Source organism: Streptococcus oralis (assembly GCF_026782085.1).
Classification (GTDB): Bacteria; Bacillota; Bacilli; order Lactobacillales; family Streptococcaceae; genus Streptococcus; species Streptococcus oralis_DA.
On the sequence record NZ_JAKUVW010000004.1, the window covers coordinates 1,065,003 to 1,087,009 of the forward strand.

At 43.0% G+C, this 22,007-nt stretch carries 20 protein-coding genes; 2 read left to right on the top strand and 18 right to left on the bottom strand.

Annotated features, from left to right (window positions below; genetic code table 11):
- Positions 1-98: 98 nt before the first annotated feature.
- Genes MK395_RS07225 through MK395_RS07255 form a run of 7 tightly spaced genes read right to left on the bottom strand, consistent with a single transcriptional unit; the run spans position 99 to position 5,434 of the window.
- Entirely contained in the window at positions 99-863 is a 765-nt protein-coding gene (locus tag MK395_RS07225; RefSeq protein ID WP_000942256.1) for an amino acid ABC transporter ATP-binding protein, read from the bottom strand.
- Between the two features lie 9 nt (positions 864-872).
- Positions 873-1,595: an amino acid ABC transporter permease gene (locus MK395_RS07230; RefSeq protein ID WP_000350563.1), complete on the bottom strand. Its 723-nt coding sequence runs from the start codon at positions 1,593-1,595 to the stop codon at positions 873-875.
- A gap of 3 nt (positions 1,596-1,598) precedes the next feature.
- Positions 1,599-2,291 (bottom strand): amino acid ABC transporter permease, encoded by a 693-nt coding sequence (locus tag MK395_RS07235; RefSeq protein WP_070656875.1) that lies wholly within the window; start codon positions 2,289-2,291, stop codon positions 1,599-1,601.
- Positions 2,292-2,323: 32 nt separating this feature from the next.
- Positions 2,324-3,202 (bottom strand): transporter substrate-binding domain-containing protein, encoded by an 879-nt coding sequence (locus MK395_RS07240; RefSeq protein ID WP_049505425.1) that lies wholly within the window; start codon positions 3,200-3,202, stop codon positions 2,324-2,326.
- A gap of 11 nt (positions 3,203-3,213) precedes the next feature.
- Positions 3,214-4,212 carry a uroporphyrinogen decarboxylase family protein gene (locus tag MK395_RS07245; protein WP_268711580.1) on the bottom strand — a complete coding sequence of 333 codons (999 nt, stop codon included), beginning with the start codon at positions 4,210-4,212 and terminating at the stop codon, positions 3,214-3,216.
- 2 nt (positions 4,213-4,214) lie between these two features.
- Positions 4,215-4,418, bottom strand: a complete 204-nt coding sequence (locus tag MK395_RS07250) for a hypothetical protein (protein ID WP_000837737.1) — start codon at positions 4,416-4,418, stop codon at positions 4,215-4,217.
- 11 nt (positions 4,419-4,429) lie between these two features.
- Entirely contained in the window at positions 4,430-5,434 is a 1,005-nt protein-coding gene (locus tag MK395_RS07255; protein WP_268711581.1) for a uroporphyrinogen decarboxylase family protein, read from the bottom strand.
- 367 nt (positions 5,435-5,801) lie between these two features.
- On the opposite strand from MK395_RS07255, the gene MK395_RS07260 reads away from it, so the two are divergent.
- A complete protein-coding gene (locus MK395_RS07260) occupies positions 5,802-6,659 on the top strand; it encodes a 5'-nucleotidase, lipoprotein e(P4) family (RefSeq protein ID WP_247923958.1) in 858 nt (285 codons plus the stop codon).
- Between the two features lie 230 nt (positions 6,660-6,889).
- Here the strand turns inward: MK395_RS07260 and MK395_RS07265 are convergent, their stop codons facing one another.
- Entirely contained in the window at positions 6,890-7,942 is a 1,053-nt protein-coding gene (locus MK395_RS07265; RefSeq protein ID WP_268711582.1) for an LLM class flavin-dependent oxidoreductase, read from the bottom strand.
- Between the two features lie 110 nt (positions 7,943-8,052).
- The gene (gene glmS, locus MK395_RS07270) at positions 8,053-9,861 is read right to left on the bottom strand and encodes a glutamine--fructose-6-phosphate transaminase (isomerizing) (protein WP_268711583.1); all 1,809 of its coding nucleotides are present in this window, start codon (positions 9,859-9,861) and stop codon (positions 8,053-8,055) included.
- A gap of 215 nt (positions 9,862-10,076) precedes the next feature.
- On the opposite strand from glmS, the gene MK395_RS07275 reads away from it, so the two are divergent.
- Complete coding sequence (locus MK395_RS07275; protein WP_268711584.1) at positions 10,077-10,490, top strand: EamA family transporter; 414 nt, start codon at positions 10,077-10,079, stop codon at positions 10,488-10,490.
- 38 nt (positions 10,491-10,528) lie between these two features.
- Here the strand turns inward: MK395_RS07275 and MK395_RS07280 are convergent, their stop codons facing one another.
- The 9 genes from MK395_RS07280 to MK395_RS07320 form a co-directional block, all read right to left on the bottom strand.
- Complete coding sequence (locus tag MK395_RS07280; RefSeq protein ID WP_268711585.1) at positions 10,529-11,908, bottom strand: glycoside hydrolase family 1 protein; 1,380 nt, start codon at positions 11,906-11,908, stop codon at positions 10,529-10,531.
- Between the two features lie 98 nt (positions 11,909-12,006).
- Positions 12,007-13,860 (bottom strand): proline--tRNA ligase, encoded by a 1,854-nt coding sequence (locus MK395_RS07285; protein WP_268711586.1) that lies wholly within the window; start codon positions 13,858-13,860, stop codon positions 12,007-12,009.
- Positions 13,861-13,876: 16 nt separating this feature from the next.
- Positions 13,877-15,133 (bottom strand): RIP metalloprotease RseP, encoded by a 1,257-nt coding sequence (gene rseP, locus MK395_RS07290; protein WP_044021445.1) that lies wholly within the window; start codon positions 15,131-15,133, stop codon positions 13,877-13,879.
- A 15-nt stretch (positions 15,134-15,148) separates the two neighbouring features.
- Positions 15,149-15,952: a phosphatidate cytidylyltransferase gene (locus tag MK395_RS07295; RefSeq protein ID WP_268711587.1), complete on the bottom strand. Its 804-nt coding sequence runs from the start codon at positions 15,950-15,952 to the stop codon at positions 15,149-15,151.
- An 8-nt stretch (positions 15,953-15,960) separates the two neighbouring features.
- The gene (locus MK395_RS07300; protein ID WP_000466705.1) at positions 15,961-16,719 is read right to left on the bottom strand and encodes an isoprenyl transferase; all 759 of its coding nucleotides are present in this window, start codon (positions 16,717-16,719) and stop codon (positions 15,961-15,963) included.
- Positions 16,720-16,925: 206 nt separating this feature from the next.
- Entirely contained in the window at positions 16,926-17,510 is a 585-nt protein-coding gene (locus MK395_RS07305) for a nucleotidyltransferase family protein (protein ID WP_268711588.1), read from the bottom strand.
- Positions 17,491-18,489 (bottom strand): Holliday junction branch migration DNA helicase RuvB, encoded by a 999-nt coding sequence (gene ruvB / locus MK395_RS07310; protein WP_080980468.1) that lies wholly within the window; start codon positions 18,487-18,489, stop codon positions 17,491-17,493. The genes MK395_RS07305 and ruvB overlap by 20 nt, the downstream gene beginning before the upstream one ends.
- Positions 18,490-18,776: 287 nt before the next feature.
- Positions 18,777-21,188 carry a flavocytochrome c gene (locus MK395_RS07315; protein WP_268711589.1) on the bottom strand — a complete coding sequence of 804 codons (2,412 nt, stop codon included), beginning with the start codon at positions 21,186-21,188 and terminating at the stop codon, positions 18,777-18,779.
- A gap of 25 nt (positions 21,189-21,213) precedes the next feature.
- On the bottom strand, positions 21,214-21,822 hold the full coding sequence (locus tag MK395_RS07320) for an NADPH-dependent FMN reductase (protein ID WP_268711590.1): 609 nt from the start codon (positions 21,820-21,822) through the stop codon (positions 21,214-21,216).
- Between the last annotated feature and the right edge of the window lie 185 nt (positions 21,823-22,007).

Sequence of the window (22,007 nt, forward strand, 5' to 3'; positions counted from 1 at the left end):
TTTTCGAAGAGTATAACCTAGCCCTCCTATAGAAAAACACCCTATGATTAGAAGAATCTTCTAGTCATGGGGTGTTGTTTTTATGATACACTTAGCTATCAAATCATATATTCTACACTATAGCTAGCGTCTGATAAGATACGAGCCAGGAACTGCTTGGTTCGTTCTTCTTGTGGACGACTAAAGAAATCGTGGGGATTGTTCTCCTCTACGATACGGCCTCCATCCATGAAAATAACGTGGTTGGCGACATCTCTAGCAAATCCCATCTCATGCGTGACGACCACCATGGTCACACCTTCTCCCGCCAACTGTTTCAGAACATCCAAAACATCTCCAACCAACTCAGGGTCTAGTGCTGATGTTGGTTCATCTAGCAAAATGACCTCGGGTTTGACGGCAATAGCACGCGCAATTCCTATTCGTTGTTGTTGCCCTCCAGATAGTTGTGAAGGGTAGTAGTCTTTGTAGGCCAGTAAACCAACTTTTTCCAAGGCAGATTCTGCACGTTTGAGCGCTTCTTCCTTGGGAACTTTACGAGCCACGATTAGGCCTTCTAGAATATTTTCCAGAGCAGTTTTGTTTGCAAAGAGATTGTAGTGTTGGAAAACAAAGGCTGTTTTTTGGCGAATTTCTAGAATGTCTTTCTTGCTCAATTTGGATAAGTCATAGGTCTTTCCTGCCAAGGTCAAACGGCCACTGTCAGCTTTTTCTAAGTGATTAAGACAACGGAGAAAGGTCGTTTTCCCCGAACCTGATGGTCCTAAAATAACGACGACATCCCCTTGGTTAACCTGAAGATTGACATCCTCCAAGACCTGCCTCTCACCAAATGTTTTTGCGATATGTTCTACTTGTAACATCCTGTCCTCCTATACGAAACGCGCGCTAGATGCTTTTGCACTTTTTTCTTTTTTCACATAGCCTTTTTCCAGTAGGGAGAAGCCCCACTGAATCAAACCACAGATCAAAATATACTGCAAAAAGATCACAAAATAAGACTCAAAATACTGGTAACCGTAGGACGCTTCTACACGAGCAATAGCGGTGATGTCCTTGATAGTCATAACAAAGACCAGGGAGGTCCCTTTGACGATATTGATCACCAGATTGGCCAAGTTAGGCAAGGCTGAGCGCAAGGCTTGTGGAAAAACAATCCTTAGATAAGCCTGAGTCGTAGTCAGCCCAATCGCATGCGCCGCCTCTAGTTGTCCCTTGTCCACCGTCAAGATAGCTGAACGCAAAATCTCCGACAAACTCCCGACTGTCATCAAACTATAAATGATAAAAGCATAGTAGAGAGGATCAAGCTTGAAAATATCAAAGTCACTTCCTATGCTTTTGAGAAATTGATTCAGCAAACTTGGAAACAAACTATAAAAGAAGAGAATCAATAAAATCGGTGGAGTCGCTCGGATAAAAGCCAGATAGACCAGAGAAAAACTCCTCACCCCTCGAACCTTATAGATCTGCCCTAAGGCTAAAAATAGAGCTGGTAAAAAGCTTAAGACCATAGCCACAATCATGATAATCAAGGTGATTGGCACACCCTTCAAGGTCTCCAGAAAGGTCTTTACAATATAGTCTATATCCATTTCTTACCTCCCTTTTGTTTCCAAAGACTTCTCAAGCAAACGACTCAAGCTAGAAATAACCAAGGCAATCCCCCAGTAAAGAAGCGCAACTGCCGTATAGGTTTCCAGAGAGTAGTTCCCTAAATTGCGACTAATCAAGAGATTGCCTGCCCCCATAACATCAACAAAACCAATCGTATAAGCCAAGGCAGCATCTCGCATGAGATTGAGTATAGCGGTCGTTATATTGGGAAGAGCAACTTGAAAAGCTTGGGGAAAAATGATTCTCCAAAAAGTCTGACTTGGAGTCAAACCAATACTAAGCCCGGCCTCTGTCTGCCCCTTTGGAATAGCTTGATAGGCCGCCTTGAAAACCTCGGCAACAATAGCCGCAAACAAGAGAATCATCGTCAAGAGAACAAAAATAGTTTTAGACCAGTTGTTGATATCCAAACCAAGCCACCATTTCAGAAATTCTGGCAAGCCATAAAAGACTAGAAAAAGCAAGACAATCGGCGGTGTACAACGTAGGGTAAAGATATAGCCTTTGGAAATCGCTGCAAAACTCTTGTCTTCTCCTACTTGTGCCCAGGCCAAGAGACCTCCAAAAAGGGACCCAAGAAGAGTGGTAAAAAAGAGAATGAACAAGGTCATAGGAAGTGCCTGCCATAAGGTCGGCAAAAACTGAAAGACCTTGGAAAAATCATAAGAAACCATGCAAAACCCTTTCTAGTCTTGGAATTTCTGGCCTAGTCTTTGTCTACATAACTAAAGACATCTTCTTTAAAGTATTGCTGAGATAGCTTAGCAAGCGTACCATCTTCTTTCAACTCTTTGATTGCTTTTTCGTATTCTTTAGCGAATTTCTCACCCTTTTCATCACGGTGAATCAAGGGATAAGTTGGAATACCCTTGTATGGGAACCAGCTGAGTTTATCCGCATATTGGTGGTAAGGGCCATCTTCTGCGGTAACTGCTTTTTCAAAGGACAGTTTGATATCAAAGAAGGCGTCATAACGTCCTTCTAAGACCCAGGCATAGGCATCTGCCACTTTAAAGGATTCAGCTGCTGTTAGCTCAATCGGTGCATCCTGATGTTTTTCATTGTAGCTGGTGATGACATTCCATTGAGCATTCTGTGGAGAGATGGGAACCAATTTCCCTTTATTCTTAGCAAAGTCATCAATGGTTTTGTATTTCTGTTCATCTTCTTTTCTGACAGTAAATCCGATGATGCTCGCTCCCACTGGTTCAGATGGAATGACAAACTTTTTAGCTCGTTCGTCTGTGTACCAAGCTCCCTTGGTTCCGATATCATACTTGCCTGATTCCAGACCAATCAAGAGGTCGTCATCACTGGTACCCGTATATTCAAATTGATAGTTTGCCAACTTCTCATCAACAGCCTTCAAAACAGCTACTTCATAACCATCTGATTCCCCTTTTTCATTGACAAAGTCATAAGGTACATAGTTTTGTGTATGGGCAACCTTCAAGGTTATAACTTCAGCAGACGAAGCCGTTTCTCCATCCTTGGCTGGAGCACCAGCTAAACTTCTCCCGATAATCGTCGCCCCAATTACTGCAACAACTGCTACACCACCGATAATCCATGCTTTTTTACTCATCTTTTTCTCCTTTAGTTTTCAAGCGCTTCTCTCACCCACTGGATACGTTCAACTGTGATATCACTTGGAATGGTACAATCTGCCCCAAGTACCAAGCCCTGTTCCCCAGCTTCTGCAACTAGTTTCTTTGCCTCAGCCTGAATGGCATCCTTGCTACCAGTATACAGTAAGCCTGTCTTGCCATTTTCGAATCCTCCAAGAACCGTACGTCCCTTGAAAATCTCACGACCTTCCTTGAGAGTGATTCCCTCTGGTCCTACAGCCCAGTTAAAGACTTGGGCTGGATAGTCTGCAAAAAGGTGAATATCATTTCGCGCTCCCTCGTAGCCACAGATATGAAGAACCGTGACACCACCAACCGCACTAGCTGCTTCCAGAACTGTTATCTCGCTAGGTGCAATGACGGCTTGATAATCTGCTGCCGACACTCGTTGATTTTGGATACTCTGCACGCTGAGGTAGATTCCATCTGCACCAGCCTCTTCGATGATAGCTCGACTGAGACTCGCAATATCCTCTGCAATCACATCCAACACCTTCTTAAGAGCTTTAGGATCTTCCACCAAAAAATCAGCAATGAGGTCATCCCCACCAGACACTTCCCCCAGTAGCCACTTGAGATAGGTCACAGGAGCAAAAATATTGTAAATCGCAACGATATCTTCTGTAAACTCTTGCTTGATTTTCTTAACCAAGTCCACTTGCTCTTTTATCCAAGCGTGCTCTGGTCCGAGTGGTTGAATGGTTGCCAATTCTTGAAGTGATTTTCCTTTGGCAATCGCTGGATTTGGATAAGCAAAGTAGCCATCACTCATGAGTTTGATAAAGTCCGGCTGAACTTCTCGGATAAAGCGCTTATGGCCCTCGATATTCTTCTCGATAATGACTGGATTTGAGAAACCTTGTAGCCATTCGTCTTCGGATGTGAAATGGTGCCAAAAGCCAACTGGCACACGATCAACCTTTTCACCTCTAAATGCTTTTAAAACCCATTCTTTTTTTTCTGACATTCTTATTCTCCATTTCTTACTTTTTCAACTAATAAACTGCTTGCGATATCATTCGAGCGTAGAAAGGGAAGACTGGACTTGGAAAAATCCTGAACTCCACGACATCTCTCTCCATTTTTGCAGTGCCCATTTTTTACGACGCTTATGGCAACCAAGGCCAGCAAACCGACAACTGCAATGAAGATGCCCCATCTTTTACTTTTCATAGCTCCTCCTTTTAGAGAACAGCTGCCTGCCGAATCCAGTCCAACCTCTCTAAGTCAAAGTCATCTGGAACAGTACAGTCAGCTCCCAGAAGAACGCCTTTACTACCAGCTTCAGCCAGCAACCGCCTTGTTTCATTTTGCAATTCCGCCTTGGAACCTTGATAAAGCAAGCTTTTCTTGCCATTTTCAAATCCACCTAAAACGGCCTTGCCTGGAAACAACTCTTGCCCCTGTGTCAAACTAACATCCTCATGGTGGGTCGCCCAGTTGACCACTTGAGCCGGATAGTCCTTAAATATCGTCACATCATTGCTCGCACCTTCAAAACCACAGATATGAAGGATATTGGTCCCACCCACCTGATTAGCTGCCTCCAAAATCGCTATATTGCTCGGTTCGATATAGGTTTGGTAAAGTGCTGGTGTGATGCGCTCATCTTGAATTTCCTGGGTGCTGAGGTAAATCCCGTCAACTTCACCTTGCTGGATGATTTTCTGAGTTAGGATAGCAATATCTCCTGCAATCACATCTAGAATCGCTCTGAATTGCTCAGGATTTTCAAGCAATAGATCAGCTACTTCCCTATCTCCTCGAGAAGTTTCTGTACGGAACCAACGCTTGAGGTAGGAGATAGGCGAAAAGATATTGTAGAAAGAAGCAATCTCTTCGGTAAAGGTCTCTCGAATCGCTTGTACCACTTCCACCTGTTGCTGAATCCATGGGTGTTCCTCACCAATCGACTCAATAGAAGTCAGCTCCTGAATGCTTGCGATCTTAGGACTATAGACATTACTTGGATAAAGGAAAAAACCGTCGCTCATAATTTTGACAAAATCAGGGCGAATCCTTTCCACATAGTTGCGATGCCCGTCAACACTTTTTTGAAAGATACGTGGATTATTTAATCCTTGCCCCTTTTCTTCGAGTGTTACAAAATGAAACCAAAGTCCCACAGGAACTCTTTCCACTTCATCGCCTCGAATCGCTCTAAAGACTAGCTCTCTTTTACTTGCCATACCTTTCTCCTTCCATTTGGATTGAAACCATCTTACCACTCCTTTTCCCCTTTTCCCAATATATATTGACTATCAACTCGATTGGAAATTTTTATATCTATAAAGAAAAAAATCCCTGAAAAGCTTGATGTTACTAGCCTTTCAAAGATTCTCTTTATTTTCATCTATTTTTCAAAAAGGAGTTGATATAGATTTTCTATCAAGCCGATTAGATTTTTTTATATCCATCTTCATTCCCAAATTAAGTACATAATTTTATCCTAATACCAAATTACTACTGAAAAATTTCTTTTCTCTCGATATTTCCTTGCACAAATCCCATGAAAACGCTACAATATTAATAGACTATTATTAGGAGGATAGGATTATGAAAATATCCAAAGTTACCATTACAATTGCTTCTACACTTACTTCCGTCATTTTACTGACTGGCTGTGGCACAAATTCGGCAAATTCACAGACAACACAAAGTAGTACATCTGACAATCAGGTTACAATGACCTATGATCAGTTGCGTTCAAGAGAGAACACTATGTCAACTCTTTGGTATCAAAAAGCAGCTGAAACCAAGGCACTCTATCTACAAGGTTACAATGTCGCTACTAATCGTTTGAAAGAACTACTAAAAACACAGACAGATAAACCCTACTCTATCGTTTTGGACTTGGACGAAACTGTATTAGACAATAGCCCTTATCAAGCGCAAAATGTCAAAGATGGAACAGCATTTACCCCAGAAAACTGGGATGTCTGGGTAAAAAAAGCCGCAGCCAAGGCTGTACCAGGTGCTAAAGATTTTCTCCAATTTGCAGACCAAAACGGTGTCCAAATTTACTATGTATCTGACCGCACGATAGATCAGGTAGATGATACGATCAAAAACCTAGAAAACGAAGGAATTCCTGTACAAAGCCGCGATCATCTCATGTTCTTAGAAAAAGGCGTCAAATCTAAAGAAGGTCGTAGACAAGCAGTCCAAGAAAAAACCAACTTAGTCATGCTACTAGGAGACAATCTTGTGGACTTTGCAGAGTTTTCAAAGACCTCTGAAACTGAGCGCAACCAAAAATTAGAGGAATTACAAAAAGAGTTTGGTGAGAAATTCATCATTTTCCCTAACCCAATGTACGGATCATGGGAAAGCACTGTTTACAATGGTAATAAATTGGATGCCAAGGGTCAAACTGAAGAGCGCCAAAAAAACTTACAAGGTTTTGATAAATAAAATAAGAGAGCTATCTACCAGTTTACACCAACCACAAGATATCGTATTTGCGAGAATAGCGAAAAAAGACGATTTCCAAGCGGAAATCGTCTTTTTTACTATTTTATCTTGTACTTGGTATAAACTAGTATATATTCCACTAGATAGTATGCTCTATCGCTTGTACCACTTCCACCTGTTGCTGAATCCATGGGTGTTACTCACCAATCGACTCAACCGATTGAATTTTTTTATATCCTCTCTTTCATGGCAAAGTAAGCTCGTACTTTGGGGGCCACTTGTGTGCCGAAGAGTTCAATAGCTCTCAAAACTTGATCATGTGGCATAGAACCAAGCGGTAGATGGAGCATGAAACGGTCCAAGTCTAAATCTTCAATCATGCGAATCAATTTTTCTGCCACCTGATCAGGATTTCCCACAAACATGGCTCCATTTGGCCCAACTTGCTCCAAATATTGCTCATAGGTCAACTCCTGCCAGTGTGGACGGTCCTTGGAAATCGCATCCACCACTTGCTTGGTCGGATGGAAATAATCTTTGACAGCCTGCTCGCCATCTTCAGCAATCCATCCCCAAGAATGGGCTCCCACTTTCAGGTCTTTATCCGCATGACCGGCGTCGCTCCCAATCTCACGATAAGCTTGAATCAGCTTTTTAAAATAACGCGGATTGCCACCGATAATGGCATAGACAATCGGCAGCCCCGCCTGAGCAATCTTCACTGTTGATTCGACATGGCCACCTGTCGCCACCCACAATGGCAATTTGTCCTGAACTGGACGGGGATAGACTTCTTTTCCAGAAATGCTTTGGGTCAATTGACCTTGCCAGTCTATCTTGGTCTTTTCATTGACTAACTGGAGCAGGTCTAATTTCTCATCAAAGAGAGCTTCATAGTCTTTCAAGTCATAGCCAAACAGTGGGAAAGACTCGGTAAATGAACCACGCCCAGCCATAATCTCTGCCCGTCCATTTGACAAGGCATCGATGGTAGCATATTGTTGGAACAAGCGAATCGGATCCATACTCGAGAGAATGCTGACTGCACTGGTCAAACGAATCTTCTTGGTATTGACTGCCCCAGCTGCAAGAACAATCTCTGGCGCCGATACCGCAAAATCCTCCCGATGATGCTCCCCAATCCCGTACACATCCAAACCAACCTTATCAGCCAGCTCTATCTCTGCCACCAACTGACGAATGCGTTCATCATGACTGTAAATCTGTCCAGTCGCTTCTAGAGCTGTTGTTTCACCAAATGTTGAAATTCCTAATTCTACCATCCCGTTTCCTCGCTATCTCTTTTAGTTTTAGGATATTTTATCACTAATTAGTTTTATTTCCAATAAATTTGCTCATTAGAAAAAGTCTAGATGAACTAGACTTTCTTAGCTTATTCTACTGTTACTGACTTAGCAAGGTTACGTGGTTTGTCCACATCAAGGCCACGGTGGAGTGTTGCAAAGTAAGCGACCAATTGCGTTGGTACGACCATTGAGATTGGTGAGAGGTAAGGGTGGACGGTCGTAAGGACGATATCGTCTGTCTCTTTAGCAACATTTTCTTCTGCGATAGTGAGAACCTTAGCACCACGGGCTGCAACCTCTTGGATATTTCCACGAGTGTGGTTAGCAAGGATTGGATCTGACAAGAGGGCCAAGACAGGCGTTCCTTCTTCAATCAAGGCAATGGTTCCATGCTTGAGTTCTCCTGCCGCAAAGCCTTCACACTGGATGTAAGAAATCTCTTTGAGTTTGAGGCTCGCTTCCATGGCTACATAGTAGTCTTGACCACGTCCAATGTAAAAGGCATTGCGAGTGGTTTCAAGAAGGTCACGAACCTTGGCATCAATGGTTTCTTTTTCAGAAAGAGTTGATTCGATAGACTGAGCTACGATTGACAACTCATGAACCAGGTCAAAGGCTTGCGCTTTGGCATTGCCGTTTGCCTCTCCGACTGCTTTTGCAAGGAAGGCAAGGGCTGCGATTTGCGCTGTGTAGGCCTTGGTTGATGCCACGGCAATTTCAGGTCCTGCGTGAAGAAGCATGGTATGATTGGCTTCACGTGAAAGGGTTGAACCTGGGACGTTTGTCACTGTCAAGCTTGGGATTCCCATTTCATTAGCCTTGACCAAAACCTGACGGCTATCCGCTGTTTCACCAGACTGACTGATAAAGATAAAGAGTGGTTTCTTGCTGAGAAGTGGCATACCGTAGCCCCACTCAGATGAGATTCCAAGTTCAACAGGTGTATCTGTCAATTCTTCCAGCATTTTTTTAGAAGCAAATCCTGCGTGGTAAGATGTCCCAGCTGCAAGAATGTAAATACGGTCTGCATCTTGAATAGCCTTGATGATAGCTGGGTCAACGACTACTTGACCAGCCTCATCTGTGTAGGCTTGGATGAGTTTACGCATAACCGTTGGTTGCTCATCAATTTCCTTGAGCATGTAGTAAGGATAGGTCCCCTTACCGATATCTGACAAGTCGAGCTCAGCAGTATAGCTAGCACGCTCACGACTGTTACCATCATAGTCTTGAACTTCGACGCTATCAGCCTTGACGATTACCAACTCTTGGTCATGAATTTCCATGTATTGGTTGGTCTCACGAATCATGGCCATAGCATCAGAGCAGACCATGTTATAACCTTCCCCAAGACCAATCAGAAGTGGAGATTTATTTTTCGCTACATAGATAACATCCGGATTTTCAGAGTCAATCAAGGCAAAGGCATAAGAACCACGGATGATATGAAGGGCTTCTTTGAAGGCTTCAAGAACTGACAAACCATCTTCTTCGGCAAATTTTCCAATCAAGTGAACGGCGATTTCCGTATCTGTTTGCCCCTTGAAGTGGTGACCTGCAAGATATTCTTCCTTGATTTCAAGGTAGTTTTCAATCACCCCATTGTGCACCAAGACAAAACGTCCAGTCTCAGAGCGGTGTGGGTGAGCATTGTCCTCAGTTGGTTTTCCGTGAGTCGCCCAACGCGTATGTCCGATACCAGTTGTCCCCTCAACACCTGCTGTCTTGGCAGACAATTCTGCGATACGACCGACAGCCTTAACCAAGTGATTTTCAGCACCACCTAGGACAAAAATCCCCGCAGAATCATAGCCACGGTATTCAAGCTTTTCAAGTCCTTGAATCAAAATATCAGTTGCATTTGTGTTTCCAACAACACCGACAATTCCACACATAGTATATACGACACAGATCAGCTGTGCTTTCTCCTTAAATTGGTATAGTCTGATTTCCCTTTTACAGAATCAGCAAAAACAGTATATACTTGTTTTCCTCACTTGTCAAGAATAAAAATTGGTATAGTTTTTCTATCTGGTTTTTTATCAAGATTTCACTTGATACCTGACAAGTCAGCATCAATTACTTATAATGAATAGAGGAGGTATTTGCCATGTGGTTTTTCTTCGCACTTTTATCTGCTATCTTTGCAGCCTTAACATCAATTTTAGCCAAGATTGGGATCGAGGGAGTTCCATCCAATCTAGCAACTGCTATTCGTACGGTCGTCGTCATTCTTATGGCCTGGGCCATGGTTTTCTTTACCAATAGTCAGACCGAAATTGTCAACATCAGTAGAAAAAGTTGGCTCTTTCTCATCTTATCTGGTCTAGCCACTGGCGCCTCCTGGCTCTGCTACTACAAGGCCTTGCAGATGGGCAATGCAACTGAGGTATCTGCTGTCGATAAATTCAGTCTCGTCCTTACCCTCGTTCTAGCCTTTTTCTTCCTACAGGATGTCCTGACGTTTAAAACAATTATCGGCTGTCTCTTGATTACGATTGGGACCTTGGTGATGATATTGTAATAAAAAGTGAGATGAACACCATCTCACTCTTTTTATTCTTAAAATCCATTACGGTCGCTGAGTTCCTTGAACCAGTGGCCTGATTTCTTCAGACGGCGTTCTTGTGTTTCCAAGTCTAATTCAACCAAACCATAGCGGTTTTTATAGCTATTGAGCCATGACCAGCAGTCAATAAAGGTCCAGATTAAATATCCTTTACAGTTTGCTCCATCTTCAATCGCACGGTGGAGTTCACGAAGATGACCTTTTACAAAGTCAATACGATAGTCGTCTTGAATCATGCCGTTCTCACGGAACTTGTCTTCACCTTCAACACCCATCCCGTTTTCGGTCAACATCCACTCAATATTCCCATGATTTTCCTTGATATTTTGGGCGATATCATAAATCCCCTGCTCGTAGATTTCCCAACCGCGGTGAGGATTGATTTTACGGCCCGGCATTACGTAAGGTTCGTAGAAATGCTCTGGCAAGAGGGGACTGTCTGGATGTTTAGCAAAACGCGGCGCCATAACGCGCAAAGGTTGGTAGTAGTTGACTCCAAGGAAATCAACTGTATTCTCGCGAATGAGTTCTAACTCTTCAACAGTGTACTCTGGCAGCAAATCATGCTCAGACAAGATTTCTACCAACTCCTGTGGATAAGCCCCCAAGACAGACGGATCTAGGAAAGATTGGGCTTGGAAGAGGTCGGCAATGCGAGCAGCCTTGACATCTGCAGGATGCTGACTACGTGGGTAGGCTGGTGTCAAGTTAAGGACAATCCCAATCTTAGAGCCAGGCAAAATCTCATGACAGACCTTAACCGCAAGACTACTAGCCAGTTGCGTATGATAAGCAACCTTAACCGCTGCTTTGGCATCTACCTTATGAGGATAGTGGGCATCATAGAAATAGCCAAACTCTACGGGGACAATGGGCTCGTTAAAGGTAATCCATTGGTCCACCAAGTCACCGTAAGTCTCAAAACAAAAACGAGCATAGTCTTCATAAGCCTTGATAGTGGTCTTATTTTCCCAACCATCCCCATCTTCTTGGAGGACAAAAGGCAGGTCAAAGTGATAGAGATTGACTAAGAGACGAATCCCCTTGGCCTTAATAGCTTCAAAAACCTGACGGTAGAAAACCACCCCTTGCGGATTGACCTCTCCACGGCCCTGTGGGAAAATACGAGACCACTGGATAGAAGTTCGGAAGGCTGTATGCCCAGTCTCTACCAAAAGCTCAATATCCTTTTCCCAGTTTTCATAGAAGGTCGATGTTTTGTCAGGTCCAATCCCATTGTAGTAGCGATTTGGCTCTACTTTGAACCAATAATCCCAGAGATTGTCTCCCTTTCCGTCACCAGGTACACGACCTTCTGTCTGTGGTCCAGAAGTAGAGGAACCCCAGACAAAATCCTTTGGAAATTTTAGCATAGCTATACCTCTTCGTTTACTCATTTTCCCCATTATATAGAAAAAACAAGGTAAAAACTAGTTACATTTTTGCCTTGTTTTTCTTCTGATTAAAGTTTTTATTTCTTGCTTAGGATTTCAAGGGTTTCGAGCAAGTTGTCTGCGTGAACTTCGATTGTGTCACCAGTTGCCTTGATCTTAACTTCCACGATACCATCAGCTGCTTTCTTCCCAACAGTGATACGGATTGGCAGACCAATCAAGTCGCTATCGCTGAATTTAACACCGACACGTTCGTTACGGTCATCTGTCAAGACTTCGTAACCAGCCTCCATTAAGTTGGCTTCTAATTTTTCTGTCAAGGCTTGCGCTTCTTCATCTTTGACATTGACAGTAATCAAATGCACATCAAATGGCGCCAATTCTTTAGGAAAGTTAACTCCCCAAGCGTAACGGTATTCACCTTTTGGCGTTTTATTGACAAAGAGGCGAGCGTGTTGCTCTATAACGGCTGAAAGGAGACGACTGACACCGATACCGTAACAACCCATGATGATTGGCACAGCACGGCCATTCTCGTCCAAAACATCTGCACCCATGCTTGCTGAGTAGCGAGTTCCGAGTTTGAAAATATGACCGATCTCAATACCACGCGCGAAGTTTAGAACACCTTGTCCGTCTGGTGAAATTTCACCCTCACGAACTTCGCGGATATCCACGTATTCTGCAGTAAAATCACGACCTGGGTTCACACCCGTCAAGTGGTAGCCATCTTCGTTGGCACCCACAACAGCATTGCGAACATCTTGCACCTTGCGGTCTGCAATGATTTTCACATTTTCTGGCAAACCAACTGGTCCAAGCGAACCAAAGCCAGCTGGGATAACATTTGCTACTTCTTCCTCGCTCGCAACATCAAAGAAATCTGCACCCAAGTGGTTTTTCAACTTGACTTCATTGAGTTGGTCATTTCCAACTAGAAGGGCTGCAACAAGCTCACCATCTGCCATGTAGAAGAGAGTTTTAATCGTTTGCTCTTCTGGCACATTAAGGAAGGCTGCCACTTCATCGATGGATTTAACACCTGGAGTTTCCACTCTAGTCACTTCTTCTTCCGCAACGACACGGTTGCTTGGCTTGTACTCGTTTGTTGCCATTTCTAAGTTAGCCGCATAGCTAGACTCACTTGAGTAGGCAATAGTGTCTTCACCAGAAACCATCCATTTGAGCAATTCTGCCTTGATTTCTTCTTGCACTTCTACAGGAATTTCATCAAATGAGGCAACTGACTTGTCTAAGACAACCCAGCGGTCGAGGTCTGTACGGGCTGGTGTGATGGCCATAAATTCTTGGCTATCCTTACCACCCATGGCGCCACCATCACCGATGATGGCCTTGAAGTCCAAACCACTACGAGTGAAGATACGTTCATAGGCTGCCTTGTACTCGTCATAAGTCACATCCAAACTATCGTAATTAGCATGGAAACTATAGCCGTCTTTCATGATAAATTCACGCGTACGGAGAAGTCCGTTACGTGGACGTTTTTCATCACGGTATTTCGGTTGGATTTGGTAAAGGTTGAGTGGCAATTGCTTGTAAGATTTCACAGAGTCACGAACAATAGCTGTAAAAGTTTCTTCGTGTGTCGGACCTAAGATAAAGTCTGACTTTTCACGGTTTTTCAGTTTATAAAGGTCTTCACCATAGGTTTCATAACGACCTGATTCACGCCAAAGATCAGCACTGAGAAGTGCAGGAGCCAACATCTCCACCGCACCAATCTTATCAAACTCTTGGCGCATGATATTCTTAGCCTTTTCAATCACACGGTTAGCGAGTGGTAGGTAAGAATATACACCGGCAGAAACTTGACGAACATAACCAGCACGCAACATAAGGGCGTGGCTGATAACTTGAGCATCGCTTGGCATTTCGCGAAGCGTTGGGATTAGCATTTTACTTTGTTTCATAATATTCCTCGATTATCTAAAAGAAGAGTCGCATAATGTCATTCCAGGTCACAGCTAGCATCAAGACAACCATGATAACTACACCAGCCATGGTGACATAGGTTTCAATTTCTTGTTTAAGGGGTTTCCGGCGGATAGCCTCTAGGATATTGAGCACAATCTTTCCACCATCCAAAGCCGGGATAGGAATCAAGTTAAAAATCCCGATATTGATGGAAATCATAGCTAGGAAATAGAGGACATTCTCAAGACCATTTTTAGCAGCATCGCTACTTGCCTTAAAAATGGCAACGGGACCACCGAGTTTGTTCAAATCTGGATGGAAAATCAAGTTTTTCAGAGCCGAAAGGATACGGAGCCCCGAGTCAGCAGCTGTCGTAAATCCACCAACAAACATGGATAGAAAGTCTGACTTGACCCCCGGTTGAACCCCAAGAATATAACGTCCTTGATTTTCTTCTGGAGTCACAGTGACTTGTTTTTCGCTACCATTTTCAGAAATGGTCACATCCAAGGTCGGGGCGGTCTTGTCCTTGGTATCTGCTTCCACAGCCTGGGTCAAATCTTGCCAATTTTTAACCTCATGCGAGCCGACCTTGGTAATTTGAGCGGTCTCAGCTACACCTACCTTAGCCAAAGCTCCCTCTGGCATGACATGAAAGAGATTGGTCTGAGTATCTCTAACACCGCCTTGCAAAAAGATCAAGATCCAAAAAACAACAACTCCTAAGATAAAGTTATTCATGGGACCTGCAAAGTTGGTGATGAGCTTGCCCCAGATAGAAGCATTTTGATACTGTACATCCAAAGGAGCGATGCGCACTTCGGTTCCATCTGCCTCAACAACCGTTGCATCATGATCCACTGCAAAAGTCTTTTCTTCTTCCAAGACCAAGCCTTTAATGAAGAGCTTGTCTTCAAAGTCAAACTGGGTTACCTGCATAGGGAGAGCCGTTTGATCCAGTTTCTTCCCTGAGAGGTTAATCCGTTTGACCTTACCATCGTCGGCAAGTGTTAAACTGACCGGAGTTCCTGTCTTAATTTCTGTCGTATCATCACCCCAGCCTGCCATACGAACATAGCCTCCTAGAGGAAGAATTCGAATGGTATAAGCCGTGCCATCCTTACCGATATGGGAAAAAATCTTGGGCCCCATACCAATGGCAAATTCACGAACTAAAATGCCTGATTTCTTGGCAAAATAAAAATGTCCAAACTCATGCACCACCACAATAATCCCAAAAACGAGGATAAAGGTTAGCAATCCAATCATTCAATATTCCTTTCTTTAAAACAGGCCAAATAAGTGCATCATTGGAAACACAATCAGCATGCTGTCAAAGCGATCCAACACACCGCCATGTCCAGGGATAAATTTTCCAGAATCCTTAACACCGAAATGGCGTTTCATGGCACTCTCAATCAAGTCACCAAACTGACCTGCCACACTGAAGAAGGCAGCAAAGAGACTCATTCTATAAATCCCATAAGGAAGAGCAACTGTGCTGTCCACTAACATGAAAACTACTGTTATCAGTACCGCACCTAGAATACCACCGACAAAGCCCTCAATACTCTTATTAGGAGAAACTCTCGGAGCCAACTTATGTTTACCAAAATTCATCCCTGTCAGGTAGGCTGCGCTATCTGTCGCCCAAACGATAAAAAGGGCCAAAAGTACCTTGTCAAAACCTGCCACCCGAGCATCTAGTAAGGCATTGAAGCCAAAACCAACATAAAAGCTCACAGCAATTGGGAAAGCGGCATCTTCAATCGTATAGTTTTTACTGAAAACGGTGGTCCCTAGCATAATCATAATTAAAACGCTGTAGGCAACCACATTCCCATCAACAGGCAAAAAAGTTAGGTAATTTTCTAAAGGAACTGTGAGAGCGAAGGTCGCAAAAAGAGTCAAAGCGCCCTCAATGGTCATAGTCTTTAGCCCCTTCATGTGCAAGAGTTCATGGACGCCTAGCATCGCTAACAAGCCAATCCCTATCTGCAACAAGAGCCCTCCTGCAAACAAGACTGGAAGGAAAATTGCCAGGGCCAATACCGCAAACAATGTTCTCTTTTGTAAATCCTTGGTCATATCTTCTCCTAAACTCCTCCAAAACGGCGATTGCGATGGTTAAAAGCAGCAATAGCTTCCTGCAAGGCAGCTTCATCAAAATCAGGCCACAAGGTATCCGTAAAGTAAAGCTCACTATAGGCTGCTTGCCATGGCAAGAAATTACTCAAACGCAACTCACCACTCGTACGGATAATCAAATCCGGATCCCGCAAATCCTTTGGCAGGTGTTGCGTGAAAAGATAGTCCCCAATCATATCTTCTGTGATATCACCAGGGTTGATTTTAGCATCTAGAACATCTTGAGCCAAGCCCTTAAGAGCCTGCGTAATTTCAGCACGACCACCATAATTGAGCGCAAAATTGAGAATCAAACCCGTATTGTTCTTGGTCAACTCCTCTGCTTTTTTCAAAGCTTCAAAAGTCGGCTTAGGCAAACGGTCTGTCTCCCCAATCATCTGAATCTTAACGTTATTTGCATGCAATTCAGGGACATAGTTATCATAAAATTCGACTGGCAAGTTCATGATAAACTTGACTTCTTGATCTGGGCGTGTCCAATTTTCCGTTGAAAAGGCATAAACCGTGATGACCTTGACTCCCATCTTGTTAGCTGCCTTGGTCACCTTTTGGAGGGCTTCCATTCCCGCCTTATGACCAAAAACCCGTGGTTGCATCCGTTTTTTAGCCCAACGACCATTCCCATCCATGATGATGCCAATATGAGCAGGAACCTGTGTTGGAACCTCGACTTCTACAGCTTTATCTTTCTTAAAAAATCCAAACATGTTCTTATTCCTATTCAAAAATCTATCGTTTCATTATACCATATTTCCCTATTTTCTTCTATTGCTAAGTTATTAGCTCTCCTTACAGACAAAAAATAAGCCGCCTGATTGGGCGACTTAATTTTATAGGGAGATTATTATGAAAAAGTTTTAGGAGTTTAAGTTAAGTTCCTCTTAACTTATGAACCTAGTATACCGTCCCTAACTTAAATTTTTCTTAAGTTTTTTGAGAAAGTCAGATTTTTCCATTTTTCTTGCCAATTTTTCTTGGACAATCGTTCTTGATAGAGCTTCATTCGGTCCTCATTATCTAGGAAATGAGGAGTTGGGGATACGTGAAAGTTAAAAATATCCTCTAAACCATAAGGCGCAAAGAGCTCTAAAGTTGTGTCAGCATGCAAACGAAGACCTACCGCCGTACAGCGCTCAGGATATTTACTCATAGCATCACGAGAACTGGTATAGGGAGCAGTGTGTGGACTGTGCTGGTGCATATAGACCTGATTTTTCAACTCCCACCGATACTGAGGAAAATCTTCTCTCATCTTGTTCTCCAGGGTTACTGTTTCCTCATAAGAAATATCTGGATCAAAGAAAATCACATCCACATCCGTCTCACTATCAAAAGGCGATTTGTCTGACAAGAGATTCCAGATGAAATTCCTGACAGAACCTGCTGCCAACCACGAGTCTTTCAGATCAAGATCACGAATGATGGTCAGAATGGTCATCATATCTGGATTTCCTCTGAAAGCATCTAGAATTTCTTGCTCATTTTTCACTGTATTCATAACCTAAATGCTCATATGCCTTAGCTGTCGCCACCCGTCCAGAACGAGTTCGCATGATGAAACCTTTCTGAATCAGGTAAGGTTCGTACATATCTTCGACCGTCTCGCGCTCCTCAGCAATATTAACAGAAAGGGTTCCTAAACCGACAGGACCACCACCGTACATCTCAATCATGGTGCGAAGGATTTTTTGGTCCACATAGTCCAAACCTTCATGGTCTACATCCAGCATGGTCAAAGCCTTATCCGTAATCACATCATCAATCAAGCCATCTCCCATAATCTGGGCAAAGTCGCGCACGCGCTTAAGGAGACGATTGGCAATACGAGGAGTTCCTCGACTACGTAAGGCCAACTCCGAAGCTGCTTCATGGGTGATTTCCATCTCAAAAATATCTGCTGTCCGCTCAACAATCTCTGTCAAGTCAGCATGGGCATAGTATTCCATATGACCTGTAATCCCAAAACGTGCCCGTAGAGGATTTGAGAGCATCCCCGCACGTGTCGTAGCCCCAATCAAGGTAAAAGGTGGCAAGTCCAAATGGACACTGCGACTGCCTTCACCAGCCCCAATCATGATGTCAATGTAGAAGTCCTCCATGGCACTATAAAGCACCTCTTCCACCGACATGGGCAAGCGATGAATCTCATCAATAAAGAGAACATCTCCAGGCTCCAAATCATTCAAAATCGCTACCAGATCCCCCGCTTTTTCGATGACAGGACCAGACGTTTGCTTGAGATTGACTCCCAGTTCATTGGCAATAACAAAGGCCATGGTTGTTTTCCCGAGACCTGGAGGACCAAATAAAAGAACATGGTCCAGTGCCTCATCCCGCATTTTGGCAGCCTCGATAAAGATTTGCAGCTGGTCCTTGACCTTATCCTGCCCAATATATTCACGTAAATACTGGGGACGGAGGGTACGTTCTACCAACTCCTCATCCCCCATGATTTCATTATCTAAAATTCTACTCATGGCTCTATTATATCAAAAATCCAAGCCACAAACAAAAAAGCCACCTGATTGGGTGGCCTCTTTAGGGAGATTATTATGAAAAAGAAAAGTTTAGGATTTCATTAAATAAAGGGTACTCAATGAAAATCGAAATCAGACTAGGCAGATAGACGCAAGCATAACTATAGTTAGCTAAGTCGACTCTAACGAAGGTTGATGAGATTTTCGAAGAGTATTAGGAGGTCTTTATTTAATGGTTATATAATACACAAGGAGACTTAAAATTCCCTTAATTTTCAAATTGATCACTAAAAATTTTCTTTAACAGCTGTTTGACCTGCAATACGTCCAAAAGTAAAGATATCCGTAAGCGAATTTCCTCCTAGACGGTTACCTGCATGGAGTCCACCTGCGACTTCTCCGGCAGCATACAAACCAGGGATAATCTGACCGTTTTCATTCAAAACGTGTGTTGAAGTATCAATCTTGAGTCCACCCATTGTATGGTGAACGGCTGGTTTTCTCGGTGTTGCGTAAAATGGCGCAACCTCACACTTGAGATCAAAACTACCTTTATTAAATTCAGGATCAAAACCTGCATCTACATAGGAATTGTATTTCTTAATCGTTTCCACTAGAACTTGTGGATCTACACCAATCTGAACCGCCAACTCTTCTATCGTATCTGCACGATAGAGAGTACCTGCTTTGACTTGGGCATCGATTTTTTCTTGGCTAGTATTGTAGGCAGTTTCCTTGATACGTTCATCTGCGATTAGATAGAACAAGCCTCCATTATCAATCGCCGCTTGAGATAGCTTGTCTCGGCTACTGTACTCATCTACAAAGCGCTTCCCTTCAGTATTTACCATGATGAAGTTTGCTGGAGGAACTTGAAGTCCTGAGAAAAGAGCTCCTGTCACTGGATCGGATACTGGCATCATTTGACTAAAGCCCATACCCACTAAATCTGCACCTACACTTTGCCCTAAAAGAATACCATCTCCTGTTACAGCTGGTGTATTAGATGTAGCAATATCATCTGCAATTTCAGTCCAGTAGGTATTGTATTTTTGTAGCATCTTTGTATTGGCACCAAATCCTCCAGAAGCTAGAACAACAGCATCTGCATTGACAATGATGGTTTGACCGTTTCGACCTTCTGCTCTGACACCCTTGACAGCCCCGTCTTTTACAAGCAATTCTTTAACTGGAGAATCTGTCAAAATCTTGCCACCATGCTCTAGAACATATTTTTGTAGGACAGATATAAAGGCATACCCCATTGGTTGAACCGGCTTATGGCCACGACGCCAAAGGGCTCCAACTGGCATTGTCACTTCACTACGAACAAATTCAACACCGATGTCTTCCAACCAACGAACAGACTCTAGGGCTCGTTCGGTTAAAACAGAAACCAAATCGTATTGCCCATGAATTTCATTTCCTTGTAAATCTTTTCGTTTCCCACCAATATAGGTTTGGATACGGTAAAGTAAGGTAGAGTCAAACAAATAGCTTGGGGCCTGCAAATACTGCTCAACCTCAACTTTCAAGGCTCTAAAGTCCTCTAGATATTCTGGGTCAATCGTTGATTCATCTGTCGCAATCAATTCTTGAAGCGTATGAGCTTCACCTGGATGAGCTGCGAAGGTTCCTTGCCATGCTGGATCTGGTGCATTCATTGGACCACCTGCACGAACAGTATTTCCTCCAATTGCAGGAAATTTCTCAACAACAATTGGCTTCTTACCAGCTTGTAAGACTGCAGCGGCTGCAGCTAATCCAGCTCCTCCGCCACCGACGATGACAACGTCTGCCTGATAGGTTTTATCTTCTTTATCTAGGGCAGATGGCGCTTTTGAACGCTTGCGTAAAACATCTGGATTTGCACCGGCTTGTTTGACTGCACGCGCAACTCCATCTAAAACACCATTTGAAGTCACAGAAGCTCCTGACACCGCATCAACATTTAAGGTTTGTCCCTCAATGATTTCTGCTGGAATACGGGTAAAGACGACATCTGCGATTCCTGAAGATTCTCCAGAAGAATCGATTTCAATTTTTTCAATACGGTCCTCAGAAACCGTGACATCCATCGGTAATTTACCATTATGGCCTTCAGTTGTAACATGGTAAGTCCCCGGTTCAAAGCGAACTTCTTCAGGAAGGTTTAGTTGGTTTGCAATAGATACAAAGCGAAGGAAGCGATAAAAACAACTATCTAGGAAATCAACGGTTCGCTCATCAATCAAATCTCCATTGTCATCAAACGCTCGATGCGCTCGACCAAGTAAAAACTCACTACCTGGCATAACTGTTGCATTTACCCCAGGAGCATCCAGAATCTGACGAAGATGAAGTTGGGAACGTGAAGAACCTTGAATATCGTAAGAAGCTCCGACAATCATTGTCGGCTTTCCGTCTAGCGGATGAACGTTAAAAGACAACCACTCGAGCAAGCTATTCAAACTTGATGGAATTGTATGATTGTGCTCGGGTGTCGAGATAATGACACCATCAGCTTCTGAAATAGCTTGATTAAACTTCTGAATAATAGGTGTATCTGTTTGATCATCTGTTTCATTGAACATTGGTACATCTGTTATCTCTAAAATCTCAATATCCGCTTTCTGAGCAAAATGTCTTTTCATAAATTGCAAGAGGTTGCGATTATAGGATTTTTTTGCATTAGTCCCAACAATAGCTACTAATTTCATGGATTGTTCTCCTTTCTTGAAATACTTATGCTTTCAACCATTCTTCCCAAATGAAAGATTTCTTACGATTTGTATCTTCTGGTTTGACTAAAGCTTTTGTTAATTCAACAAAATTTTGAAACTCTGAAAAATGTTCTTCTAGTTCTGCAACCTTTTCAGGATTGTTCAAATGATACTCATCATCTAGTACTTGCTCAGAATGACCTAGAAAGAACTCTGTACCAGGCATAACTCTCGCTTTAAGCTCCGGCGCATCTAAAATCTGACGTAAATGTGCCTGCGCTCTAGAGGTTCCTAGCAAACCGAGAGAAGCACCGACAATCATAGTTGGTTTATTGATTAAGGCACGACTGGTATAAGCAATCCACTCCAAAGCAGAGGCCAAAGGTGCTGGTATCGTGTGGTCGTACTCAGGTGTTGAAATAATCACACCATCTGCGGCAAGAATTTTTTCTGAAAAAGCTTGAACTTCAGCTGGCGCTTGCTTGTCCTTAGGTTCGTTAAATGCTGGCAATTGTTTGATTTCCAATACCTCAATGTCGGCTTTATCCGAAAAGTGCTTTTGCATAAATTTCAAGAGTTTCCGATTGGTTGAGCGATCCGAATTGGTTCCAACGATAGCAACTAGTTTCATCTTGGTACCCCTTTCATTTATTTAATCTACTTTCATTATACTACTTTAGAAAATCTTGTAAATCCTTGATAATAAAGACCGTGTTATTCTATCAGATTATCGTACTTTAGTACAAGTTCGTGAAAAAATTAACAAAATATCTTCATAAACTATTGACCGGCTTCCTTAACTATGATATAGTCTTG